Annotated in this window: 19 protein-coding genes and 2 other annotated features; of the genes, 14 read left to right on the top strand and 5 right to left on the bottom strand. The window is 42.4% G+C overall.

Annotated elements, in window-relative coordinates; all coding sequences use genetic code 11:
- Window positions 1-369: 369 nt before the first annotated feature.
- The 3 genes from CZ434_RS13230 (at window position 370) to CZ434_RS13220 (ending at window position 3,707) form a co-directional block, all read left to right on the top strand.
- Window positions 370-1,242, top strand: coding sequence for an HAD family hydrolase (locus CZ434_RS13230; RefSeq protein ID WP_179107269.1), 873 nt, complete (start codon window positions 370-372; stop codon window positions 1,240-1,242).
- 137 nt (window positions 1,243-1,379) lie between these two features.
- Window positions 1,380-2,363, top strand: coding sequence for an aldo/keto reductase (locus CZ434_RS13225; protein ID WP_077623579.1), 984 nt, complete (start codon window positions 1,380-1,382; stop codon window positions 2,361-2,363).
- A 129-nt stretch (window positions 2,364-2,492) separates the two neighbouring features.
- A complete protein-coding gene (locus tag CZ434_RS13220) occupies window positions 2,493-3,707 on the top strand; it encodes an ROK family transcriptional regulator (protein WP_077623578.1) in 1,215 nt (404 codons plus the stop codon).
- A gap of 113 nt (window positions 3,708-3,820) precedes the next feature.
- Here the strand turns inward: CZ434_RS13220 and galT are convergent, their stop codons facing one another.
- Genes galT through CZ434_RS13205 form a run of 3 tightly spaced genes read right to left on the bottom strand, consistent with a single transcriptional unit; the run spans window position 3,821 to window position 7,497 of the window.
- Entirely contained in the window at window positions 3,821-5,311 is a 1,491-nt protein-coding gene (gene galT, locus CZ434_RS13215; RefSeq protein WP_077623577.1) for a UDP-glucose--hexose-1-phosphate uridylyltransferase, read from the bottom strand.
- A gap of 1 nt (window position 5,312) precedes the next feature.
- Window positions 5,313-6,314 (bottom strand): UDP-glucose 4-epimerase GalE, encoded by a 1,002-nt coding sequence (gene galE / locus CZ434_RS13210; RefSeq protein ID WP_077623576.1) that lies wholly within the window; start codon window positions 6,312-6,314, stop codon window positions 5,313-5,315.
- Between the two features lie 16 nt (window positions 6,315-6,330).
- Window positions 6,331-7,497 carry a galactokinase gene (locus CZ434_RS13205; protein WP_077623575.1) on the bottom strand — a complete coding sequence of 389 codons (1,167 nt, stop codon included), beginning with the start codon at window positions 7,495-7,497 and terminating at the stop codon, window positions 6,331-6,333.
- 210 nt (window positions 7,498-7,707) lie between these two features.
- Between CZ434_RS13205 and CZ434_RS13200 the strand changes: the two genes are divergently transcribed.
- Together CZ434_RS13200 and CZ434_RS13195 are read left to right on the top strand one after the other, a co-directional pair.
- Complete coding sequence (locus CZ434_RS13200; protein ID WP_077623574.1) at window positions 7,708-8,265, top strand: nitroreductase family protein; 558 nt, start codon at window positions 7,708-7,710, stop codon at window positions 8,263-8,265.
- A gap of 1,482 nt (window positions 8,266-9,747) precedes the next feature.
- A complete protein-coding gene (locus CZ434_RS13195) occupies window positions 9,748-10,563 on the top strand; it encodes a LysM peptidoglycan-binding and 3D domain-containing protein (protein ID WP_077623573.1) in 816 nt (271 codons plus the stop codon).
- Window positions 10,564-10,613: 50 nt separating this feature from the next.
- Here CZ434_RS13195 and CZ434_RS22660 read toward each other — a convergent pair whose 3' ends face one another.
- Window positions 10,614-10,745, bottom strand: coding sequence for a hypothetical protein (locus CZ434_RS22660; protein WP_281252273.1), 132 nt, complete (start codon window positions 10,743-10,745; stop codon window positions 10,614-10,616).
- A gap of 219 nt (window positions 10,746-10,964) precedes the next feature.
- Here CZ434_RS22660 and CZ434_RS13190 point away from each other — a divergent pair, with 219 nt between their 5' ends.
- The 9 genes from CZ434_RS13190 to trpA all read left to right on the top strand — a co-directional run bounded on the left by CZ434_RS13190 (window position 10,965) and on the right by trpA (window position 19,748).
- The gene (locus CZ434_RS13190; RefSeq protein ID WP_425442046.1) at window positions 10,965-12,074 is read left to right on the top strand and encodes a DEAD/DEAH box helicase; all 1,110 of its coding nucleotides are present in this window, start codon (window positions 10,965-10,967) and stop codon (window positions 12,072-12,074) included.
- Between the two features lie 13 nt (window positions 12,075-12,087).
- Entirely contained in the window at window positions 12,088-12,648 is a 561-nt protein-coding gene (locus tag CZ434_RS13185; RefSeq protein ID WP_095742925.1) for a C40 family peptidase, read from the top strand.
- Window positions 12,649-12,742: 94 nt separating this feature from the next.
- Window positions 12,743-12,998, top strand: a binding site (T-box leader).
- Window positions 12,999-13,034: 36 nt separating this feature from the next.
- Window positions 13,035-13,285: a binding site (T-box leader), on the top strand.
- 78 nt (window positions 13,286-13,363) lie between these two features.
- Window positions 13,364-14,770 carry an anthranilate synthase component I gene (trpE, locus tag CZ434_RS13180; protein ID WP_077623571.1) on the top strand — a complete coding sequence of 469 codons (1,407 nt, stop codon included), beginning with the start codon at window positions 13,364-13,366 and terminating at the stop codon, window positions 14,768-14,770.
- Window positions 14,751-15,350, top strand: a complete 600-nt coding sequence (locus CZ434_RS13175; RefSeq protein WP_077623570.1) for an anthranilate synthase component II — start codon at window positions 14,751-14,753, stop codon at window positions 15,348-15,350. Before trpE ends, CZ434_RS13175 begins: the two co-directional genes overlap by 20 nt.
- Window positions 15,334-16,362, top strand: a complete 1,029-nt coding sequence (trpD, locus tag CZ434_RS13170; RefSeq protein ID WP_077623569.1) for an anthranilate phosphoribosyltransferase — start codon at window positions 15,334-15,336, stop codon at window positions 16,360-16,362. Before CZ434_RS13175 ends, trpD begins: the two co-directional genes overlap by 17 nt.
- Complete coding sequence (trpC, locus tag CZ434_RS22525; RefSeq protein ID WP_245830987.1) at window positions 16,362-17,132, top strand: indole-3-glycerol phosphate synthase TrpC; 771 nt, start codon at window positions 16,362-16,364, stop codon at window positions 17,130-17,132. The genes trpD and trpC overlap by 1 nt, the downstream gene beginning before the upstream one ends.
- Window positions 17,133-17,144: 12 nt before the next feature.
- Window positions 17,145-17,768, top strand: a complete 624-nt coding sequence (locus CZ434_RS22520; RefSeq protein WP_077623567.1) for a phosphoribosylanthranilate isomerase — start codon at window positions 17,145-17,147, stop codon at window positions 17,766-17,768.
- On the top strand, window positions 17,765-18,970 hold the full coding sequence (gene trpB, locus CZ434_RS13155) for a tryptophan synthase subunit beta (protein ID WP_077623566.1): 1,206 nt from the start codon (window positions 17,765-17,767) through the stop codon (window positions 18,968-18,970). Before CZ434_RS22520 ends, trpB begins: the two co-directional genes overlap by 4 nt.
- The gene (gene trpA / locus CZ434_RS13150; protein WP_077623565.1) at window positions 18,963-19,748 is read left to right on the top strand and encodes a tryptophan synthase subunit alpha; all 786 of its coding nucleotides are present in this window, start codon (window positions 18,963-18,965) and stop codon (window positions 19,746-19,748) included. The genes trpB and trpA overlap by 8 nt, the downstream gene beginning before the upstream one ends.
- 17 nt (window positions 19,749-19,765) lie before the next feature.
- Here the strand turns inward: trpA and CZ434_RS13145 are convergent, their stop codons facing one another.
- Window positions 19,766-21,145 (bottom strand): FAD-dependent oxidoreductase, encoded by a 1,380-nt coding sequence (locus tag CZ434_RS13145; RefSeq protein ID WP_077623564.1) that lies wholly within the window; start codon window positions 21,143-21,145, stop codon window positions 19,766-19,768.
- Window positions 21,146-21,814: the final 669 nt, after the last annotated feature.

The raw sequence follows: 21,814 nt of genomic DNA, 5'->3' as shown, positions 1-21,814 counted from the left end.
AAAGTCATCCATGAATTTACACCTCAAGACGTAAATCGAACTTTATTCCCCAAGTACTAAAAGAAATTTTCCACTGCATAGGATAGTTTTTTGATTAATTGAAAGGAAATACCACAATATGTATAACATAGGTATGCCTAACATCAAAATTCAGAAAAACCCTAACAGCGAAGTGTTCTGCCGCAGCGAGTGCATGCGCTCAACAATAAAAAGAACATCAAGAAATAAAAATTGTCACTCTGTCGCAGTTTCCCTCAATCGTGAAACCCTAATGGCAAGAACTGCAAGTATGCAAACCTTTTTGATTTAAACAAAAAGAAAAATTCGAGTATCATAGAGGAATGCAATTACTACAACGGAGGTATGGACATGAGTTTTGACGCTAAAGCAATAATCCTTGATATGGATGGAACAATGCTGGACCAATACAATGAAATAAGCGAAACATTAGTAACCGTAATTAGCCAACTTCGTGCTAGTGGCAAATTAGTATTTATCGCAACAGGCAGAACAAAAAAAGAAATAAACGACGTCGCTCCTTCCAAGCTGAAAGTTGATGGAGTAGTCTGTTCAAATGGAATGGCCGTCTATACCGAAACAGGTTATTTGATCAAAAATCGGCTGGACAAAAGTCTTGTTGATAAACTTGTCGAGAAAGCGAGAAGCAACCAAGTATATTATGAGGTTCACTCGTTAGAACGGCCCGCTGCTGCCCTCAGGGAAGACAAAAGATACTTTGAAGAGCTGATAACCGACCCGAAGCCCGAAACGGTCAAGGAAGATGAATGGCGTTCAAGAGTGGCCGCTATAGATAATATCGAATGGGGAGACCACTTACCCACGGATGATGCAGTGAAGATTTATTTTTTCAACCGGGAAAAGCAGGGAAATACAGAATGGAAGCAAACACTGGATCAGATCAAAAAGCAAAAAGATTTTAGCACTTTCTCTTCCTCAGATCATAATGTCGAAGTGATGGGGGAAAGCATCTCCAAGGCTACTGGCGTCCAATACATATTGGAAAAGTTCGATTTGGAAAATGAAGAGATTATGATGGTGGGGGATAGTGAAAACGACCTTCCATTGATGGAAATAGCCGGTTACGCTGTGGCCATGAAAAACGCTCCAGACCATGTGAAAGAAACTGTCGATGAGGTCACGGAATTCAGTCATACAGAAGACGGTTTGGCTCAATTTTTAAAGAATACATTCAATGTGGATAAGGAAAAACTCCAAGGGTAGCTGTTTGAACAGCCTTTCCCTTTCTTTGGTTTGGTGAAAGCGTTATATTTGTCCTTGTCTCCTGCACATGCCATAATTGGGTGAAGATTGATAGAATATTACAACATTTTATTTTTGGCTAAGGAGTTGTTGCAATTATGAACTATCGTCAGTTGGGCAACACGGATTTGAACATAAGTGAACTGAGCTTCGGAACTTGGGCAATCGGTGGCTCATGGGGTAATACTAATGACGAAGAGTCTCTGAAGGCACTTCAGCATGCAATGGATGCTGGTGTAAACTTCTTTGACACAGCGGATGTATATGGTGCAGGGCACAGCGAGCAATTGCTGGCCAAAGCTACTAAAGGAAAAGAATCAGAAATCCATATTGCGACAAAGTTTTGCCGGGCGGGGGACATCAACGACCCTGCGACTTATTCAGAGGAAAGTGTAACAGCTTACTGTGAGGACAGTTTACGACGATTAGAACGAGATCAAATTGATTTGTATCAAATACATTGCCCGCCCATGGAGATTTTGAAGGATGGACGTGTGTTCGAAGTACTTGATAAATTAAAAGATCAAGGAAAAATAAGGCATTACGGAGTCAGTGTTGAGACAGTAGAAGAAGGATTGTTCTGCCTTGAAAATACGAATGTAAGTGCCCTGCAAGTAATTTTTAATATTTTTCGTCAAAAGCCTCTGGAAAAGCTGTTTCCACAGGCATATGAACAAGGCGTTGGAATCCTGACAAGGGTTCCTTTAGCCAGCGGACTTCTGACCGGAAAGTTCACTGCAGACCATTCATTCCAGGCAGATGACCACCGTAATTTCAATCAAAACGGGGAAGCATTCAATGTCGGGGAAACATTTGCTGGCCTTGAATTTAACAAAGGCGTGGAATTGAGTGATCAGTTGAGTTGGATTGCCAACGACCGTGGAAGCATGTCCAAAGCAGCTTTGCGTTGGATTTTGGATCATGAACAAGTTACTTGTGCCATCCCTGGCTTTAAAACAGTGAAACAAGTGGAAGATAATCTTCAGGCACTCGAAGTTCCTAGTTTTAGCAGCGAGGAAATGGACAGACTGAACAAATTTTACGAAAAAGAAGTACACGATCATATCCGCGGAGCATATTGATAAACTGGAGGCTTGCCTGTCCTGATTGGATAGGCAAGCTTTTTATTATTTTAATAAATTAATTTAATTAACTTGATTTATGTTATAATTAGTCATTATACACAACCTGCCAGATGGAGGATTTTTACAATGCAGCACGGAAGTTTTCAGTGGATGAAGTTCCTCAATAAATCCATTATATTAAATAAGATTAGGACGGATGGACCGATTTCCAGAGCCCAAATTGCCAAGGATACAAAGCTTACACCGCCGACTGTAGGTAGTATCGTAAAGGAATTAATCGATCAGCAAATCGTGACAGAAAGCACATTAGGCAGTTCACAGGGAGGAAGAAAGCCTAAAATGCTGGTCATCAACAGCAGTGGATTTTATGTGATTGGCATAGACGCCGGACCGCGTAATATCAAATTCATATTATCTGACTTGGCTGGAAAGGTCCAGGAAGGCCATCTTATTTCCATGGAAGAGAACATGTCGAATCAGACATTTATCGACATACTAGTCCATGGTGTCAGGAAATTGTTAGTCGATTATTCCGAATCTGAACAGCAAATTGTCGGAATAGGTGTTGCGATGCATGGAGCTGTAAATGTGAAGGAAGGCATTTCTCTATACGCGCCCAATTTGAATTTGAGGAATGTAGCCATAAAGAAAGAATTAGAAAAAAACTTCGGCTATGAAGTGAAAGTCGAAAATGACGCACGTGCTATCGCTCTTGCCGAGTCCTGGTTCGGTTCCGGTGCTGAAACAAAAAGTATGCTGGCACTGAACTTGGGTAGCGGAATTGGTGCGGGGTTGATTATAGACGGAAGGCTCTATCACGGTGAATTTGATATAGCCGGAGAAATCGGCCATATGACTATTGATCTGGATGGAGATATCTGTACTTGCGGCAATCGGGGCTGCCTGCAGACGTTTGCTTCAGGGCCTGCCATTGAAAGGAAGGCAGAACAAGCGATCAATCAGGGGAAAGCACCGGTTTTGACCAGACTGATCGACGGCAATATTCATCAAATTACTGGAGAAATGGTATATGAAGCAGCAATATCAGGTGACAACGATTGCCGCAATATCCTGGAGGAAGCTGGCAGATACGTAGGAATCGGACTTACCAACCTTATCCATATCATAAATCCAGGCAAAATCATTATCGGTGGTGGAGTGGCTAATGCAGGAGAATTTTTGCTAGAGCCAATCAAAGCGACTATCGCCGAAAAAGCTCTTACAGCAGAAGCAAAGCAAACCCAAGTTACAGTGTCAGAGCTGGGCGGAAGGGCGACGGCACTCGGAGCAGTTGCCTTGCTTTTAACAGAACTCTTTGAACCTGTGAAGAACGATGGATAGGCATACCAGCCTATCCATTTGCTTGTATGGACCCCCTGAATCTTAACATCTTACATAGAAAAAAAGCTGCCGGGGGTTTCCCGACAGCATCCAATCAGCGTGTGGATAATCACTCAATTATGGTTCAAGCTGTCCACAAAGCGTTTAAATGCTTGTATTCCAGCCTCATTTTGTTTGAATACACCGGCATCCTCGAGTACTCTTGTGAACTTCTTTCCTAACTCGTGCTCAATTATGCCATTTACATTTTCGTCATTTAGTTCATGGTTTGCTTTGATTTGTTGCGCCCAATCCAAATGATAGGAAGCTACATTGCTTTTTTCACCGAGCAGGAACTTCTTTATTTCTTCTATTTCCGTTTTAAGTCTCGCTGGTAAAACTGCCAGTCCCATTACTTCAATCAATCCAATATTCTCTTTCTTTATGTGATGGACATCCTCATGCGGGTGGAAAATACCCATCGGGTGAGTTTCCGTAGTGCGGTTATTTCTCAACACCAAGTCCATTTCAAAGAGGCCCTTTTTGTTTCTGGCAATAGGCGTGATCGTATTGTGGGGCACACCGCCGCTGAATGCCAGAATGTCAGCTGTTTCATCGGTGTATGCTCTCCACTTTTTGAGTATTAAATCAGATGCTTCAATTGTTTCGGCACGGTCCGAACTATGCAGGCGGATGACGGATAACGGCCATTTTATGACGGAGGCATGTATGTTTGGAAACTTCTCAAGGGCGAAAGAAAAGAGTTTCTCCGCTTTATTCATGGCAAATTCATAACGCCCGCCTTGATAATGGTCATGACTTAAAATCGAACCACCCACAATTGGAAGGTCGGCATTCGAACCAAGGAAATAATGTGGAAACTTTTCTACAAACGCTGTCAATCTTTCAAAAGTGGTTTTGTCGATTTTCATGTCCCGGTGCTCTTCTGCAAGGACAATACTATGCTCGTTGTAATAAACATAGGGAGAGTACTGCAAATACCAATTCTCTCCGATTAGCGGCACCTTGATGATTCGATGATTGGACCTGGCCGGATGTCCCATTCTCCCCACATACCCTTCATTTTCCGCACAGAGCAGGCATTTTGGATAATGTATGTCCTGTTTCAATTCTTTTTCCCGCCTGATTTGTTCCGGGTCTTTTTCCGGCTTGGAGAGATTGATCGTAATATCCAACTGCCCATATAAGGAGTCGGATTTAAAGTGAATGTTTTTGCTGATTCGTTTTGTCTGGATATAATTGCTGTTTTTGCTCAGTTGATAAAAATAATCAGTTGCCTCTATAGGTGAATGCTCCCACTTTTCATAAAATTGTTGATGTATTGTCGAAGGAAGAGGGAGAAATACATCCATGATGTTAGCGGAAAAAATCTCTTTTTCATCTAATATATTTTCTATTAATCCTTTTTCCACAGCGTACTCCAACAGTACATCCAGTAAATCAGGAATCGTCTTATCAGTTTCCGGTAAGCCTGACGATTTGTAATCATTCAATTGTAAAAGACCGAGTAATTGGTTCCGAACATAGTAAGTGTCTTCATCTTTGATTAGATTGGTCTGAATTCCCTTGTTGATTAGCTGATCGATTGCCTGATAAATAGTCATATCAAGAATGCACTTCCCCTCGATATCCATTTGGTTTGCTGCTATGCCAATTCCAAGCATCTTTGATGATATTGTCGATTGATGTTCTGGAAGGATTCCATCCCAGAATTCGTCTTGCTTTATCAGAGGAGGCAATTAATACACCAGGGTCACCAGCCCTCCGGTTTCCTTCAATGGCTTTGATTTCCTTTCCTGTCACCCGGCGTGCGGCCTCGATGATTTCTTTCACAGAAAACCCCTGGCTGCTTCCAAGGTTGAAAATGTCGCTTTCTCCACCATCTTTTAAATAATCCAGAGCCAGAATATGGGCATCGATTAAATCTTCTACGTGGATGTAATCCCTGACACATGTACCATCCTCTGTAGGATAATCCTCCCCAAAAATGGTGATCGATTCACGCTGACCTAGAGCTGTTTGAAGAACAATTGGAATTAGATGGGTTTCCGGCTGGTGATCTTCTCCAATTTCGGCGGTTTCCCGTGCACCTGCAACATTGAAGTAACGAAGCGAAACATATTTTATCCCGTAAGCCTTATCACACCACTTCATCAATTTTTCCATCGTTAGTTTTGTTTCGCCGTAAGTGCTCTCCGGTGAAGTTCTCATGTCTTCTGTAATCGGCACAATTTCAGGCTCACCATACGTTGCAGCAGTGGATGAAAAGACGATCGACATTACATTGTGTTCTTTCATCACTTCCAATAATACTTGTGTTCCATGGACATTGTTGTCGAAATACTTAAGTGGTTCTTCCATAGACTCACCTACTAGTGAGTTTGCGGCGAAATGAAGAACGGAATCGATCTGCTCTTTTTCAAAAACACTGGAGAGAAACTGACGGTCTCGAATATCCCCATTGTAAAAGGATGCCTTGGGATGGACTGCCTCTTTGTGCCCTGTTTCCAAATTGTCAACAATTACGACGTCCTGTTTACGGTCAATTAGCTGATACACAGCATGTGAACCGATATAACCTGCACCACCAAGTACCAAAATGCTCATTTTTTATCTCTCCTTTTTAGTATTCTCTTGCTCCATCGCTGATTGTGGCAGGATAAAAGTCTGCATCATACCCCACTTTATCCTTATAAATCCGATTGACGTTTGCCTGAAAGCTTTCGATAGTTTGAGCCGGAACTAACGCAATCGCACAACCACCGAAACCTGCGCCTGTCATCCTTGCACCCAAGACACCTTCCTGTTTCCAGGCGGCCTCTACAATTGTATCAAGTTCTAGTCCAGTGACTTCATAATCATTTTTCAAGGAAAGGTGTGACTGGTTCATTAAATCACCAAACCCTGGTATGTCACCGCTTTCAAGGTATTCCAAAGCCTTTATTGTCCGCTGGTTTTCATAGACTGCGTGTTTAGCTCTTTTTCTGTCGGTCTCGTTCTTTATAAGATGCTTTTTTTGTTCGAATTGCTCAATGGAAATCCCGCCGAGACTATCAACCGAAAGCTCCGCTTGTAACTCCTTCAAAGCTCGCTCGCATTCTGAGCGTCGTTCATTGTACTTTGATCCAGCCAATTCCCGGCGCTTGTTAGTATTGATGATCATCACCACATAGTCTCTTAGTTTGAAAGGGGCATAAGAGTACTTTAACGTATTACAGTCCAACAAGATGGCATGATCCTTTTTTCCTTTACCTATGGCGAATTGATCCATGATCCCACTGTTTACGCCGATATAATGGTTCTCGACCCTCTGTCCAATCTGAATTAATTCAAGCCGGTCCAAGGTAAGTCCATAAAGAGATTCCAGTAACACTCCTGTAACTAATTCTATCGATGCGGAAGAGGATAATCCAGCCCCATTCGGAATATCGCCATAGTAAAGAATGTCGGCACCCCCATCGATGGAGTAGCCTGCGTCCATCAGGAACTTTATCATACCTTTAGAATAATTAGCCCAATCATCTTCTGGATCATAATCCAAACTTCCAAGCTCGCACTCTATTATTCCTTGCTCAGGGAAATTAAGAGAATAAAACTGAAAGACAGAATCCTCTCGTCTTCTTGCAAGCGCATATGTGCCAAATGAAATCGAAGCAGGGAACACATGACCTCCGTTATAATCTGTATGCTCTCCGATCAAGTTGATCCTTCCGGGAGCAAAAAAGCTTTGCAGATTCTCCGTTGTATCATAGACTTCTTTAAAGTGTTGGAAAAGTTGTTCTTTCTCCAATTCAGTCACCTCTCTTATAAACTTAATTAAATTAATTTATTAATTAAGTTCAGTTTACTACGACTCCTTGTAATATTCAATTATCTTTTAAATTTTTTTGAATGCGCAAAACAATTGACAGTATTACATTTTTTAGAAATAATAATGATAATGATTCTCAATAAAACTTATTTTTATGTGAAAGCACCGATACTTAAGGAGGCGGAGTAGATGAATCTTGAGGAATTGATAAAAGGAAGACGTTCGATTCAATTGTATGAAGATCGACCTGTATCAATAGATGAACTGAAAAATATGTTGGAAACAGCTGTCTGGGCACCGAATCATAAGATGACACAACCATGGCGGTTTATTTTTGTTCAGGGAGAGACGAAGAAAAAAGTAGCAGAACTCAATAGAAAGATCGGTGAAAAAGGAAAAGACGCCGAGGAACGAAAAGCAAATGGAGAAAAAGCATTCAAAAAAATAGATGACGTACCAGTCTTACTAATTGTAGCAATGAAAGAAAATCACAGCCCCAAATTCCGGGAAGAGGACTATGCGGCAACAAGTTGCGTCATTCAGAATTTCAGTCTGTTGGCATGGGAAAAAGGAATCGGTATGATTTGGAAAACAGGCCAAATTACGATAGAAGACGAATTCAGAGAACTGGTTGGTGTTCAACCAGGAGAACGTGTCGCGGGAATGCTGCAAATCGGTTACCCTGCCAAAGTGCCAAAAGCGCGCCCACGTAATGATGTTCAGTCTTTAATTACGGAATTGGACTAAAAAAAGAGGGAAAGTCTTCCCGAAAGAAAACTTTCCCTAATGAAGGGGTATTAATGTAAGTCCAATATTAACAGGCAAATGCTAATCTACTATGTATACAGGTTAAAGATATTGTAAAGAAGAAAATGATTCCAATGAAGAAAATGAAGAAATGGAACATTAAAGTTGAATAAAGCCGTTTCTGAAAGATAATTGCCTTAGGCGTAATAACCATAAACTGCGACATAACTTCAGTGTGGCTTCCTTCCATTCTGTTTAGATTGAGTGGTAAGCCGACGCTGCGGAAGAATACTCGCTTTCCGTGGGGAAAGCTTCAGCCTCCTCGCTGGCAAAAAGCGCCAACTGCGGGGTCTTCAGACTGTTCCTTTCCTACAGGACTTTGAAAAGACTTCCGCGAATTCACACCGCACGCAGAAAATCGATCTTTATTTTCAAGGAGTCTCGCATTTTTCCGCAGCTTGGTATAATTTTCTGGTTAGGTAAGAAGTGATCCTGAAATGTATCTAACATGGTTCTTCCTAACAAAAATGGAGCTAGTGTGAGGTAAAACACAAAGACTCTTGCGGGAACAGCACTCACTGCTTTCGGAAGTCCAAGGACTTAAAAATACATTCATCAATTTATACCGCAAGAAAAAAATCAAAATTTATATTCAAGGAGCGTAAGTAATTTCCACTGCCTATAATATATTAGATTTTTGATTACTTGAGATGAAATCCCATAAATTCACTAAAACCGGTATTCCTAACAACGAAATTCAGTAAATCTTGAACAGCGAAGGCAGAACACGCAGACTCCTGTGGGAACAGCGCGAGTCCGAAGACCCCGCAAGAAGCGTACTTTGCTGATGAGGAGGCTGAGGCCGTGCCCGCGGAAAGCGAAGTGTTCTGCCGCAGCGAGAATATACCACTCCATTAGCATTAGAACGAGAGGAAGTCTCACTAAAGTTAATTTTCACTATGTCCCAATTTGCCTCAAGTGTGAATCTTTAAAGCTGTTATATGTAAGGAAATGATGAATTGCAGATCCGTTAAACAGGCAGAGATAGTTTTGGATATAGACCTTTTCCAGATGAAAAGTATGTACGTACTTTTCATCTGGAAAAGGTTTTTTTATGTGCAAAGACATAAACAAACATCCAGGAAGTCCAAAAGATAGAATCGGGAAGTCGTTATTTTACAAAAAAAGGGTACAAATATAGAAAAAGGGGAAAATAATAGGGTTGAAATCTATTTTTTTAAATTTTTTATAGGAAAATATTCATGAAAAAGATGGCGGAAAAAGAGGAAAATAGTAGTTAAACGTCTTTTTTTTTACATTTGTATGATGGAAATCCAGGAATATTTCCCCAGGGTTACAAATATGACAACTCTATGTAAAAAAGAAATCTTTGTAATTTACTCTTAAACGAGTTGTAACCACAATAGGCATTTGCATGTGTTACGATAAGTCCTGTCAGAAAAAATGAGGAGGGAAACACAGATGAAGAAACTAGTAGTATCTTTAGCTGCAGGACTTATCCTTGCAGGTACAGCTGCAACATCTGCATCCGCCGCAAGTTATCAAGTAGAAAAGGGCGATACACTTTGGGGAATCGCTCAAAACAATCAAACTTCCGTAGAGAAGTTGAAAGAACTAAACTCTTTAAATTCAGACATTATCTATCCAGGCCAATCCTTAGAAATAGATGGACAAACTCAAACTCAACCAGCAAGCTATACTGTTAAAAAAGGAGATACCCTTTACAGTATCGGTCAAGAATTTGGTGTCAGCGTATCCGACTTGAAAGCATGGAACGCATTAGGCTCTGATATTATTCTGCCGGCACAACAGTTGCATTTACAGCCAACTGAAAACGTTGATGTGCTTCCAGAACAAGTAGAAGAGAAGCCTGTTAAAGAAGAGGCAAAACAAGCGGAACCAACAGAAACTCCCCAACCGGAAGAAAATACAACAGAACCAACTGTTGAACAATCAGCATCCGCACCAGCACCTGAAGAGGCTTCTGGTAAAGAAGTAACGGTGACAGCTACTGCTTATACAGCAGGTTGTGAAGGATGCTCTGGAATCACTTATACTGGAATTAACTTAAATGAAAATCCAAATGCGAAAGTAATCGCAGTAGATCCAAATATCATCCCGCTCGGCTCAAGAGTCCATGTTGAAGGATATGGAGAAGCTATTGCAGGTGATATCGGCGGTGCCATCCAAGGAAATAGAATTGACCTTCACGTACCAACCAAAGAAGAGGCTTATGACTGGGGTACAAGAACAGTCGATGTAACTATATTAGATTAATAATTTAATAGAAAAAGCAGAAGCTTCAGGAGCTTCTGCTTTTTTTTATATTAATTTAGTTTTTCCGTACCTTTGTCTGCCTCGACTTCGACTTCATCTTCTGTTGAAATAGATTGCATATATCCGGTTACTCCAAAGCTAACTACTAGAAACAGAAACAAAACGATTAACGCTTTCCTCAAATAAACTCTCTCCTTGATATTTGCTCTCTATATTGTAATAGAAATTACTGTGTTATTTCCATAGTAATTAAGAAAATAATTGCAACTATTTTCTTAATTTTTGAAGAAGGATAACCAGCAACGTATAATAAGCTGAAGAAGCAAAAAACTGTCAACCCGAGGTTACTAAAAATACAGACGGGAATAATACGGACAGTATCAATGAAAGAGGTGAGTGGCTTGTCGGATTTTTCCAAGATTGGAATATCAAGCGAGTTAGTGAGCATATTGAAACAGCAGGGAATTAAAGAACCAACTCCTATTCAGGAAAAGACAGTCCCTGTATTGTTGGAAGGGCAGGATGTCATTGCCCAGGCTCAAACCGGCACAGGAAAAACCATTGCTTTTCTCCTGCCGATATTGGAAAAAATAGAAGTGGAAAGAAATGTTGTTCAGGCCTTGATCGTGTCACCGACAAGAGAGCTGGCATTACAGATAACTGCCGAATTGAACAAGTTGACTGGTTACCTTGAAGGCCTGCATACTTTGGCGGTGTATGGCGGTCAGGACATTCAGTCTCAATTAAAAAAATTAAACAACCAACCACAAATCATAGTGGCTACACCGGGTCGATTGCTGGACCATGTACGACGGGGAACGATCGAACTAGGAAGTGTATCGATGTTTGTTCTTGATGAAGCAGATCAAATGCTGCACATGGGATTCCTTCCAGAAGTGGAAGATATAGTCGATGAATTGCCTTCTGAGCGGCAAACTATGTTGTTTTCGGCTACTATGCCCAATGAAGTACGGACACTGGCAGACAAATATATGGTCAAGCCAAGGCATATTGAGGCCAAGGGCAGTAATGTCACGTTGGAAGGTATAAAACAAATGGTGATCGAAACATCCGACCGGCAAAAACAGGAGAAATTAATAGCTGTCTTAAACCAGTTCCGTCCCTTTTTAGCCATTATTTTCTGCAGGACCAAAAGACGTGCAGCCAAATTGAACGATGCTTTGCAAGGACATGGTTTTCTTTCTGATGAATTACATGGTGATCTTTCGCAGGCTAAACGGGAAAAAGTAATGAAAAAATTCCGCGACTTGAAGATTCAATATCTGGTAGCGACAGATGTCGCAGCAAGAGGACTCGATGTTGAAGGAGTAACCCATGTAATCAATTATGATATTCCTCATGATGTGGAATCATATATTCACCGGATCGGCCGGACTGGACGTGCTGGAGTAGATGGCATTGCCATTACCTTCGCTGCTCCTAAGGACTCCCAGTATCTTCGGTTGATAGAAAAAGGCATCAAAGGCAGACTGAACAGAAAAGAAATATAAGGAGGAATGATGATTGATTTTTCCTCCTGACAAACACACTTCGATAATCCAGTTTGAAGAGTTGCAAAAAAAACAGCCGGAAGACCAAGCTGCCTGTTATCCTGGTACTAAGACAAGCATTGTGCCAGGTGATGTTCTCTATTCCTCCAAAGGATTGTCCACTTTTTTGGTCGGGCATGCAGGGATTTTGGGACCGGATTTAATGGTTTATCATTCCCATCCAAAAGGCGGTTTCCGTGATACTCTGCCTATCTACTTATCAAGGCACAAGTATGGGTCTGACATCACTGTTTTCCGGCCTGTCTCCGGTGCTGATCAGGCAGCAGCATGGGCAGCCGGAAACGTGGATAAAATCAGACGTTATTTATTCCATCCGAGGCTGGATAATATATCCTATAATTACTGTTCAAAATTCATTTGGCAAGCCTTCTGGTACACGGGGATGGGTGATCTCACGGCTAAAGGAATGACTGATGAGGTGGTACGATGGATATATCCATACCAAATTAAAAAATCGAACCTATTGGAGTTACATGCAAAAATCAGGTTAAACCCTTTAAAAAAAACGATGTAATTTAAATATTATAAAAATTTAAATTAATAAGATTTTATCCATTGACAAAAAGCTGCCGGCATAATATGATAATAACCAATATTTCATTAATAAATAGTTGGCTTTGACGAAGAGTAGTAGCCTTGTTTGATACTAAAGAGAGCTGGTGGTTGGTGCGAACCAGTGTGTTGGCAGGTGTGAATGGACTTCCGAGCCCCAGACCGAACTTCGAATTTTTTGAACAGTAGGCTTTGGCGAAAGGTCTCATCGTTATAAGAGACAGCATTGAACAAACTTGTTCAATGTGCTGAAGCGGCTGTTTACTTTTAAATAGTCAAAAAGGTGGTACCACGGGTTTCCTCGTCCTTTATGGATTGGGAAACCTTTTTTGTATTAAAAAAGAAAAAGATAACTCGTTGATTAAGAGAAGTATGCTTTATCGATTCATCAAAGAGAACCGGTGATGGTGGGATTCCGGTATGATAGAAAAGCAGAATGGACTTAAGAGAGACTTCCCGAATGTTTTGTGCTAGTAGGGAAGGACGGTTTTCCCCCGTTATCGGGATAGAGTATCGACCAGGAAAGAAGTCCGTACTCGATAAGTGGAAGGATTCTCCTTCAATTAGTGGTGGCACCGCGGCACAGACCCGTCCCTATAGAAACAAGTGTTTTGTTTCTATAGGGTTTTTTTTATCCATTACTTATTAATAGTTAAACGGAAAAGGAGAGAATGATGATGAGTGAATCGAAGTCCCCTTTATATAAAACGACGCAGTTAAATGGTGATACATTGACCCCGATTTCAGTGTTCAACAGATTGGAAGGGAAGAAAAAGTTCTTATTGGAAAGCTCGGCCAGCCATTCGGGGAAAGGTCGTTATTCCTTTATAGGGATGAACCCTTATAAAGAAATAATCGGAGATGACGAATCAACAACGGTTAAATCAGCAGCTGGACAGTTTGACGAATTGCAAGAAAGACCATTGGAAGTTCTTAGTAGACAAATTTCGAATCAGGAGCTTCTGCTGCCTTTCCCGTTTTATGGTGGAGCGGTTGGATACATCGGGTATGATGCCATCAGGCAATATGAGTATATCGGCGGGCCGTTAAGGGATGACATAAACATGCCGGATATGCACATGATGTTCTACCAGGATGTGGTCGTGTTCGATCATCTCCGGCAAACCGTTTCCATCCTGGTCATCAATTTAAACGGTAATCGTACAGAGGAAGACTTGGATCAGGCACTCCGTTTATTACAGGAGGAGATAACCAAGCCAAAAGTGGAGCCGAATCAAACATTGGAAAATGTATCCTTTGAACCTTTCATTGACCAAGAAACCTTTATGAATATGGTGGATAAAGCCAAACGGCATATCGTCGATGGAGATATCTTTCAAGTGGTTTTATCCCAACGGATGAAAGCAAGCTTTGATGTTGATCCGTTCACTTTTTACCGGCACTTACGAAGGGCCAATCCTTCTCCATATATGTTTTATCTCGATTTTGAAGATTATATTGTTTTGGGAGCATCACCCGAGAGCCTTATCAAGACGAAAGGAAGACAATTGATCACGAATCCAATTGCCGGAACAAGGCCTAGAGGGGCAACAGAGGAAGAAGATATCCGGTTAGGTGAAGAGTTGCTTGCCGATGAAAAAGAGCAGGCGGAGCATAAGATGCTCGTTGACTTAAGTCGGAATGACTTGGGCCGGGTTTGTGAAGTTGGAAGTATCACAATCCCGAAATATATGGTGATTGAGCGTTACCAACATGTCATGCACATTGTTTCCGAGGTACAAGGAAATTTGAGGCCGGAATATAACGGGATAGACGCTCTTATTTCGACACTTCCGGCGGGTACGGTCTCTGGCGCTCCAAAAATCCGGGCGATGCAGATCATCAACGAGCTGGAACAGGAAAGACGCGGAGTATATGCCGGTGCTGTCGGCTATATCAACATGAACGGCGATGTGGACCTGGCACTGGCAATCAGGACACTTGTAGTAAAAGACAAACATGCATACGTGCAAGCCGGTGCTGGAATTGTTTATGATTCGGATCCTGCATCCGAGTATCAGGAAACGTTGAATAAGGCAAAATCGCTATTGGAGGTAAACATCCATGATTTTATTAATCGATAACTATGATTCATTTACGTATAACTTGTTTCAATATATTTCCGAACTTGGCAAAGAAGTGAAAGTCGTCCGCAACGATAAAATCAGCGTTAAGGAAATCAGGGACTTGGAACCAGAAGCAGTGATCTTATCGCCAGGTCCTGGCACGCCGGAAAAAGCCGGTATTTGCATGGATATTGTAACCGAACTATCCGATAGGTTTCCGATTTTGGGGATATGCCTGGGCCATCAGGCGATCGGTGCAGCCTTTGGCGGGAAAGTCATTCATGCAAATCACATTAAACATGGAAAAACTTCTGAAATAACCCATACCGGAATCCAACTGTTCGATCAATTAAAAAAGCCGCTCGACGTAATGAGATACCATTCGCTTGTTGTTGACCGGAACAGTCTCCCGGAATGCTTAGAAGTTACGGCGTCCGCGGTGGACGACAAAGAAATAATGGCACTGCGCCACCGTCAGCTTCCGGTTTTCGGTCTTCAATTTCACCCGGAATCAATTGGCACGAAAACAGGCAAAGCAATTCTGGAGAATTTTTTCACACAGATTGGAGAGGAGAATCCATATGAAACAATTTCTTAATAAAGTAGTGGAAAACGAGTCTTTGACTATGGAGGAAATGCAGGAGGCCTCCAATCAGATGTTTGAAGCAAAAACATCAGAAACAGAAATAGGTGCTTTCCTGACAGGATTGAAAATGAAAGGCGAAAAAGCGGAGGAAATAGCCGGCCTTGTCAGTGTGATCCGAGAAAAATCTGTAGCAGCAACAAACCAGCTGACAGGAGTGATGGATAACTGCGGTACAGGTGGAGACAGATCGCAAAGCTTTAACATCAGTACCACGTCAGCCTTTGTGATAGCAGGAGCAGGAATTAAAATCGCCAAGCATGGGAATCGCAGTATTTCCAGTAAGACAGGAAGCGCGGATGTCCTCGAACACTTGGGTGTATCGCTTGAGACGACTAAAGAACATATGCTGGAGCTTTTGGAGGATAACGGAATTGCCTTTTTGTTTGCGCCAAATGTCCATCCCGATTTGAAAAGAATTATGAAAGTACGGGGAGACCTGAAGATTCCTACCATATTTAATTTGATCGGTCCCCTCACCAATCCGGTTCGTCTTGACTCCCAGCTGTTGGGGATATACCGGCGTGATATGCTCGAGATGATGGCCAGTGTACTGTATAAATTAGGCAGGAAAAGGGCAATCGTCGTCAACGGTGCAGGTCATATGGATGAGGCATCATTAGCTGGAGACAATCACCTCGTACTCATGGAAGAAGGAGAATTAATCCCGTTCACTCTTCACCCGGACGAAGTTGGACTTCCGGTCTATGAAAACAGCCGGATTATTGGAGGAGATGCAAAAGACAACGCGGAAATTCTGCACCAGGTCCTGAAAGGGCAACATGGACCATACCGCGATACCGTCGTACTCAATGCCGGTCTTGCTATTCTAGCCAATGGCAAAGCGAATACTATCCAAGAAGGAATAGCACTTGCAAAAGAAAGTATCGACTCTGGTGCGGCATTGCAAAAATTGGAGAATCTAATCGATTTCAGCAAACGTCATAAACGGGAGGTAATCAGCTGATGACTATATTGGACAAGATACTGGCAGAGAAAGAGAAAGAAGTAGCCGCGTTGAAGGAGAATTATCAACCGGGAGCGAAGGTGACAGGCAAAAAATTATCACTTTATGAAAGTTTCAAACATGCAGATAAAATGAGTATCATTGCGGAGATAAAGCGCGCTTCCCCATCTAAAGGTGACATCAAAACAGACGTCAATCCTCCCGAGCAGGCGATCCAATACGCTGACTATGGAGCGGGTGCGATTTCCGTACTGACCGACCAGCCTTTCTTTAAAGGGAGTATGGAAGATTTAAAGGCGGTCAGGGAAGCTGTTCAAGTGCCTCTTTTGAACAAGGATTTCATCATCGACGAGATCCAGATTGATAGAGCGAAAGACTATGGGGCCAATGTCATCTTATTGATTGCTGCTGCATTGCCAAAAGAAAGACTGGAAGAATTATATTCCTATGCGGTAAAAGCCGGGCTTGAAGTTTTGCTGGAAGTTCATAATGAGGAAGAGCTTTCCATTGCAAATGACATGGATGCGAAAATAATCGGCATCAATAATCGGAATTTGAAGACGTTTGAGGTTGATCTTGCCATTACAGAAAGGCTGGCTGCCCAGGTGAAAAATCCGGATGCACTGTTAATTAGCGAAAGCGGTATCCGCACTGCAGAAGATGTAGATAGGGTACGAAAAGCTGGAGCACAGGGGATTTTAGTTGGAGAAACGATGATGAAATCCGGGAATCTCAAGCAAACATTCGACCAGCTTAGAATACCGGTTTAGGGGGGCGGCCGTATGATTGTAAAAATATGCGGGATAAAAAACAAACAGGCTGCAGCTGATGCTGTCCAGGCTGGAGCGGATTTTCTTGGCTTTGTCTTTGCATCGAGCAAGCGAAGGGTGACAAAAGAGCAGGCAAAAGAAATTGCTGAAACACTGCCAAGACGTGTAAAAAAAATCGGCGTTTTTGTCAATGAGTCACCGGAAGTGATCAATGATATCGCCGAGAGTGTTGGCCTCGATTACGCCCAACTTCACGGGGATGAGTCACCAGAAGAAATGGAGGAGATAAAGGTTCCGGTGATTAAAGCCTTCCAAATTAACTCGAAAGAAGATTTTGAGCAGATAGCCAGCTATCCATGTGAATATTATTTGCTTGATAGCCCTGCCGGTAAGTATCGGGGAGGTAATGGAGAAGCATTTGACTGGTCACTTGCAGAATATATGCCAGAAGTTAACGGAAAGATTTTCCTCGCTGGGGGATTGAAACCTGGCAATGTACAGCAGGCGATAACCGAAGTAAAGCCGGCTGGTGTGGATGTTTCCAGCGGAGTGGAAACAAATGGAGAAAAAGACCGGGACAAAATAGATGCTTTCATTAGAGCAGCAAAACGTATAGAGGAGGAGAACAGAAAATGAAGACATATCAACAGCCTGATACAAAGGGCCATTTTGGCAAATTTGGGGGCAGGTTTGTGCCGGAAACGTTGATGCCGGCCGTACTTGAACTGGAGAAAGCATATCAAGAGGCGATGGCCGATCCTGCATTTTTAAAGGATGTAGACTATTATTTCAAACAGTATATCGGGCGTGAAACACCGCTTTATCATGCTGAAAACTTTTCCAGGCACCTGGGTGGGCCGAAAATCTACCTGAAAAGAGAAGACTTGAATCATACAGGAGCCCACAAGATAAATAATGCCGTCGGGCAGGCTCTTCTTACCCAAAGAATGGGCAAAAAGAAAGTGGTTGCCGAGACAGGGGCAGGCCAGCACGGGGTGGCAACTGCTACTGTATGTGCATTGCTGGATTTGGAATGTGTCATTTTTATGGGGAAAGAAGATATCCGCCGTCAGAAGTTGAATGTATTCCGGATGGAGCTCCTTGGTGCGAGAGTGGAAAGCGTCGAACAGGGCAGCGGAACATTGAAGGATGCGGTCAATGAAGCATTGCGTTACTGGGTTACCAATGTGGAGGATACCCACTATATTATCGGTTCGGTAGTAGGCCCGCATCCGTTTCCCCAAATCGTAAGGGATTTCCAAAGTGTCATCGGAACAGAAACGAAGCAGCAGATTTTGGAACAAGAAAAAAGACTGCCTGATGCGGTCGTAGCATGTATAGGCGGCGGAAGCAACTCAATGGGGATGTTTTACCCGTTCATAGAGGATGAAGAAGTGACGTTGTATGGTGTGGAAGCAGGTGGATCGGGAATTGAAACCGGCAAACATGCAGCGACATTGACCGACGGAAAAGCAGGGATTCTACACGGCACGCTAAGCTATCTTTTGCAGGATGATAACGGGCAAATAACAGAAGCCCACTCTATCTCGGCAGGACTGGATTATCCGGGTATCGGACCGGAGCACAGCCATTTGAAAGATACAGGCAGGGTAATCTATGATTCTATTACAGATGAAGAAGCGTTGGAAGCACTACAGCTGCTTTCCAAAACAGAAGGGATCATCCCGGCCTTGGAAAGCGCCCATGCGATTGCTTACAGTATGAAGCTTGCAGAAAAAATGAGTGAAGAAGAAACATTGGTTGTGTGTTTATCAGGACGCGGGGATAAAGATGTTGAAACAGTCAGAGCAGCGTTTGGAGGTAGTTCACATGAGTAAGGAATTTATAAAAGAAGCATTCCAAAAAGTGCTTCATAACGGGGATAAAGCGTTCGTACCATACATCATGGCTGGAGACGGAGGCTTGGATCAATTAGAAGACCAGTTGCTGTTTTTGCAGGAGAGCGGGGCTACAATAGTCGAACTCGGTGTCCCTTTTTCTGATCCGGTAGCAGATGGTCCAACCATTCAAAAAGCGGGTATCCGTGCGCTGGCCAAAGGCGTCAGCATGAAGTCCATTTTGGAAAAACTGGAGAGTTTTAAAGAAAAACGTGGAATTCCTGTTGTGCTTATGACCTATATGAATCCCATTTATGCATTCGGGGTAGAAGAGTTTGCTTTTGCTTGTAAACAATCCGGTGTCAGCGGGTTGATTATTCCGGATTTGCCTTTAGAAGAAGAAGACCTGATCACGCCTCAATTGAACGAAAATAATATAGCACTCATACGGTTGGCTTCTTTAACAAGCCCGGAAGACCGGCTCACAGAAATAGCGAAACGGACGGAAGGGTTTTTATATGCTGTGACCGTTACAGGAACAACAGGAGCAAGAGCAGAGTTCAAAGGGAACTTGAAGGGTCATTTACATGAATTGAAAAAGAAATGCGAGGTACCGGTATTAGCAGGGTTTGGAGTATCGACAGCAGAGCAGGTGAAGGAGCTCGGGTCCTATTGCGATGGTGTCGTGGTCGGCAGTAAGATCGTCGATTCCCTCCATCAAGATAAGAGGGAGGACATTCTCGAATTGATTCATGCATCCAAACAAAGCAAAGTTTAAAAGAAACAAGCCGCCCATTAAGAGGCGGCTTGTGCTGTTTTCTGAATTGCTTTTTTGGCATTTTCCTGTTTCATCGCCTCGATACATACTTGGTTCAAATAGTTCCAAGGTTTGTTGTAATGAGGTTGGAAGAAAAAGTCGGTCATTGCCATTTGTTCAATAGTCATCCTGTTTTGTATGCTGACACTTAGCGTGTTAATTGCCTGTGTGAAATCGGCATCGGAAATTACCTGGGCACCGACAATGCGGTGACTGTCATTCTCGTAGACAACCTTCAACTTAATCACAGCGTTTTCCGGCATGAATTCTGGACGGTACGTATCCTCGATTATTGCTGTGCTGACAGACAATCCTGCTGCTTCGGCCGCAGTTCCCGTCAATCCGGTCGCAGATATGTTGTGCTGATGGATTTTTAATCCGGAAGTACCCTGTGTACCAGGATGAGCAAGTTGTGGTTGTACAAGGTTATATGCAGCCAATGTTCCCATCCTGACCGCGTTGGTAGCAAGCGGAATGTAGGAGGGCTGCTCTGTCGGATTGTAGTTGACTGCACAGCAGTCTCCTGCAGCAAACACATCTGGAATATTGGTGCGCATGAATTCATCGACAATAATGGCTCCATTAGCGAGCATGTCCACTTGTCCCCTGAGAAGAGCGGTGTTCGGACGGAACCCGATGCACATAATGACTAAGTCAGCTTCATAACTATCTGCTGTCGTGTTGACTGTAGTAACTTTTCCATCTTTTCCGTCAAACGATTTAACGGTTTGTCGCAGGGCCAGGTTCACACCTTTTTCTGCTAAAGTAGTCTCGATAGGGCTGGTGAACTCCTCATCTAAATAACGATTCAAAATTCGATCCTCGCTATCGATCAGTGTAACGTTTTTGCCAGCTTGTTCAAAAGCTTCCACTAACTCAATTCCAATATATCCAGCACCTACGACTACAATGTTTTTAGCTTCTTTGGAACGATCAATAATTTCATTAGCATGGTGGAAATTCTTACAAAGCTGTACATTTTCAAGGTCAGAGCCTGGAATAGGCGGAGTGACAGGCCAAGATCCGGTCGTAACGATTAGTTTATCAAAAGTGTAATCGGTCGTTTCATTCGTCTTCAAGTCCATTGCCCGAAGCGTTTTGCCGGTAACATCACAATCTGTTACCACATGTTCCATGTGCATCCGTACACCGTTCTTTTCAAATTCTTCTACAGATGCATAAAACAGTCCTTCAGGGTTTTTAACTACTCCGCCAACATATAATGCAATACCGCAAGATAGAAAGGAAACATTGTCATTTTTTTCGAAAACATCAATTTCAGCTTCAGGATACATGTTCAATATATTTGAAATAGCAGCAGTACCTGCATGTGTACATCCGATAACAGCAACTCTCATTTATAAAACCTCCATTGAGTAATTTGATTATATGTGATTTATTTCACAAATATACTTATGCTTATGTGAAAATAATCACAATTGCTTATAAATTGAGTATAAAGGGTCAGGATATAAAATGCAATAGATATTGTGATATTTTTCACAAATAATTTTTGAAGAATTAACTGGCTTATAAAAACAGTGGATAACCTGTTGATTGTGGATATGATTTCACCTTATATAATCAATTACTAACAAAATGTGTATAAATCAATTTCAAGAGCAAAGAATCCGTGGATAAAGTGAAGACAAACTGCTTCTCGAAGGGAGAAAATAATTAACATGTGGATAAAAAAGTTCGTTAAGCAAGGTATGTGCATAAGTGAATGAATGATTACCCTAAGAGGCATTTTCAATTATTTGTTTTCTAAATTGGCTAGTGGACAATTACTATAAACTGCGACATAACTGCTCCCATTCTGAATCAATCGAGTGCTATACGACCGCTACGGCAGAACACTTCGCTTTCCGCGGCACGGCCTCAGCCAGGGGACTACTTGAATAAGCATCCCTGCTCCCTTTGGGACTGCGATTACTCGCCCCATCGAAGACCGTTTGCTGTTCCCACAGGATAGGGAAAGCTTCGTCAGCATGACATCGCACGAAGAAAATCGATTTATATTTTCG

This window comes from Sediminibacillus massiliensis (assembly GCF_900156915.1).
Lineage (GTDB): Bacteria > Bacillota > Bacilli > Bacillales > Amphibacillaceae > Sediminibacillus_A > Sediminibacillus_A massiliensis.
The sequence above is the reverse complement of the archived record's forward strand: the minus strand, read 5'-3'. Positions and strand labels throughout refer to the sequence as shown.

Coding starts and splice junctions, on each gene's coding strand:
- CZ434_RS13230 (WP_179107269.1), top strand. CDS start 370: ATGAGTTTTGACGCTAAAGCAATAATCCTTGATATGGATGGAACAATG.
- CZ434_RS13225 (WP_077623579.1), top strand. CDS start 1,380: ATGAACTATCGTCAGTTGGGCAACACGGATTTGAACATAAGTGAACTG.
- CZ434_RS13220 (WP_077623578.1), top strand. CDS start 2,493: ATGCAGCACGGAAGTTTTCAGTGGATGAAGTTCCTCAATAAATCCATT.
- galT (WP_077623577.1), bottom strand. CDS start 5,311: ATGACTATTTATCAGGCAATCGATCAGCTAATCAACAAGGGAATTCAG.
- galE (WP_077623576.1), bottom strand. CDS start 6,314: ATGAGCATTTTGGTACTTGGTGGTGCAGGTTATATCGGTTCACATGCT.
- CZ434_RS13200 (WP_077623574.1), top strand. CDS start 7,708: ATGAATCTTGAGGAATTGATAAAAGGAAGACGTTCGATTCAATTGTAT.
- CZ434_RS13195 (WP_077623573.1), top strand. CDS start 9,748: ATGAAGAAACTAGTAGTATCTTTAGCTGCAGGACTTATCCTTGCAGGT.
- trpE (WP_077623571.1), top strand. CDS start 13,364: ATGAGTGAATCGAAGTCCCCTTTATATAAAACGACGCAGTTAAATGGT.
- CZ434_RS13175 (WP_077623570.1), top strand. CDS start 14,751: ATGATTTTATTAATCGATAACTATGATTCATTTACGTATAACTTGTTT.
- trpD (WP_077623569.1), top strand. CDS start 15,334: ATGAAACAATTTCTTAATAAAGTAGTGGAAAACGAGTCTTTGACTATG.
- trpC (WP_245830987.1), top strand. CDS start 16,362: ATGACTATATTGGACAAGATACTGGCAGAGAAAGAGAAAGAAGTAGCC.
- CZ434_RS22520 (WP_077623567.1), top strand. CDS start 17,145: ATGATTGTAAAAATATGCGGGATAAAAAACAAACAGGCTGCAGCTGAT.
- trpB (WP_077623566.1), top strand. CDS start 17,765: ATGAAGACATATCAACAGCCTGATACAAAGGGCCATTTTGGCAAATTT.
- trpA (WP_077623565.1), top strand. CDS start 18,963: ATGAGTAAGGAATTTATAAAAGAAGCATTCCAAAAAGTGCTTCATAAC.
- CZ434_RS13145 (WP_077623564.1), bottom strand. CDS start 21,145: ATGAGAGTTGCTGTTATCGGATGTACACATGCAGGTACTGCTGCTATT.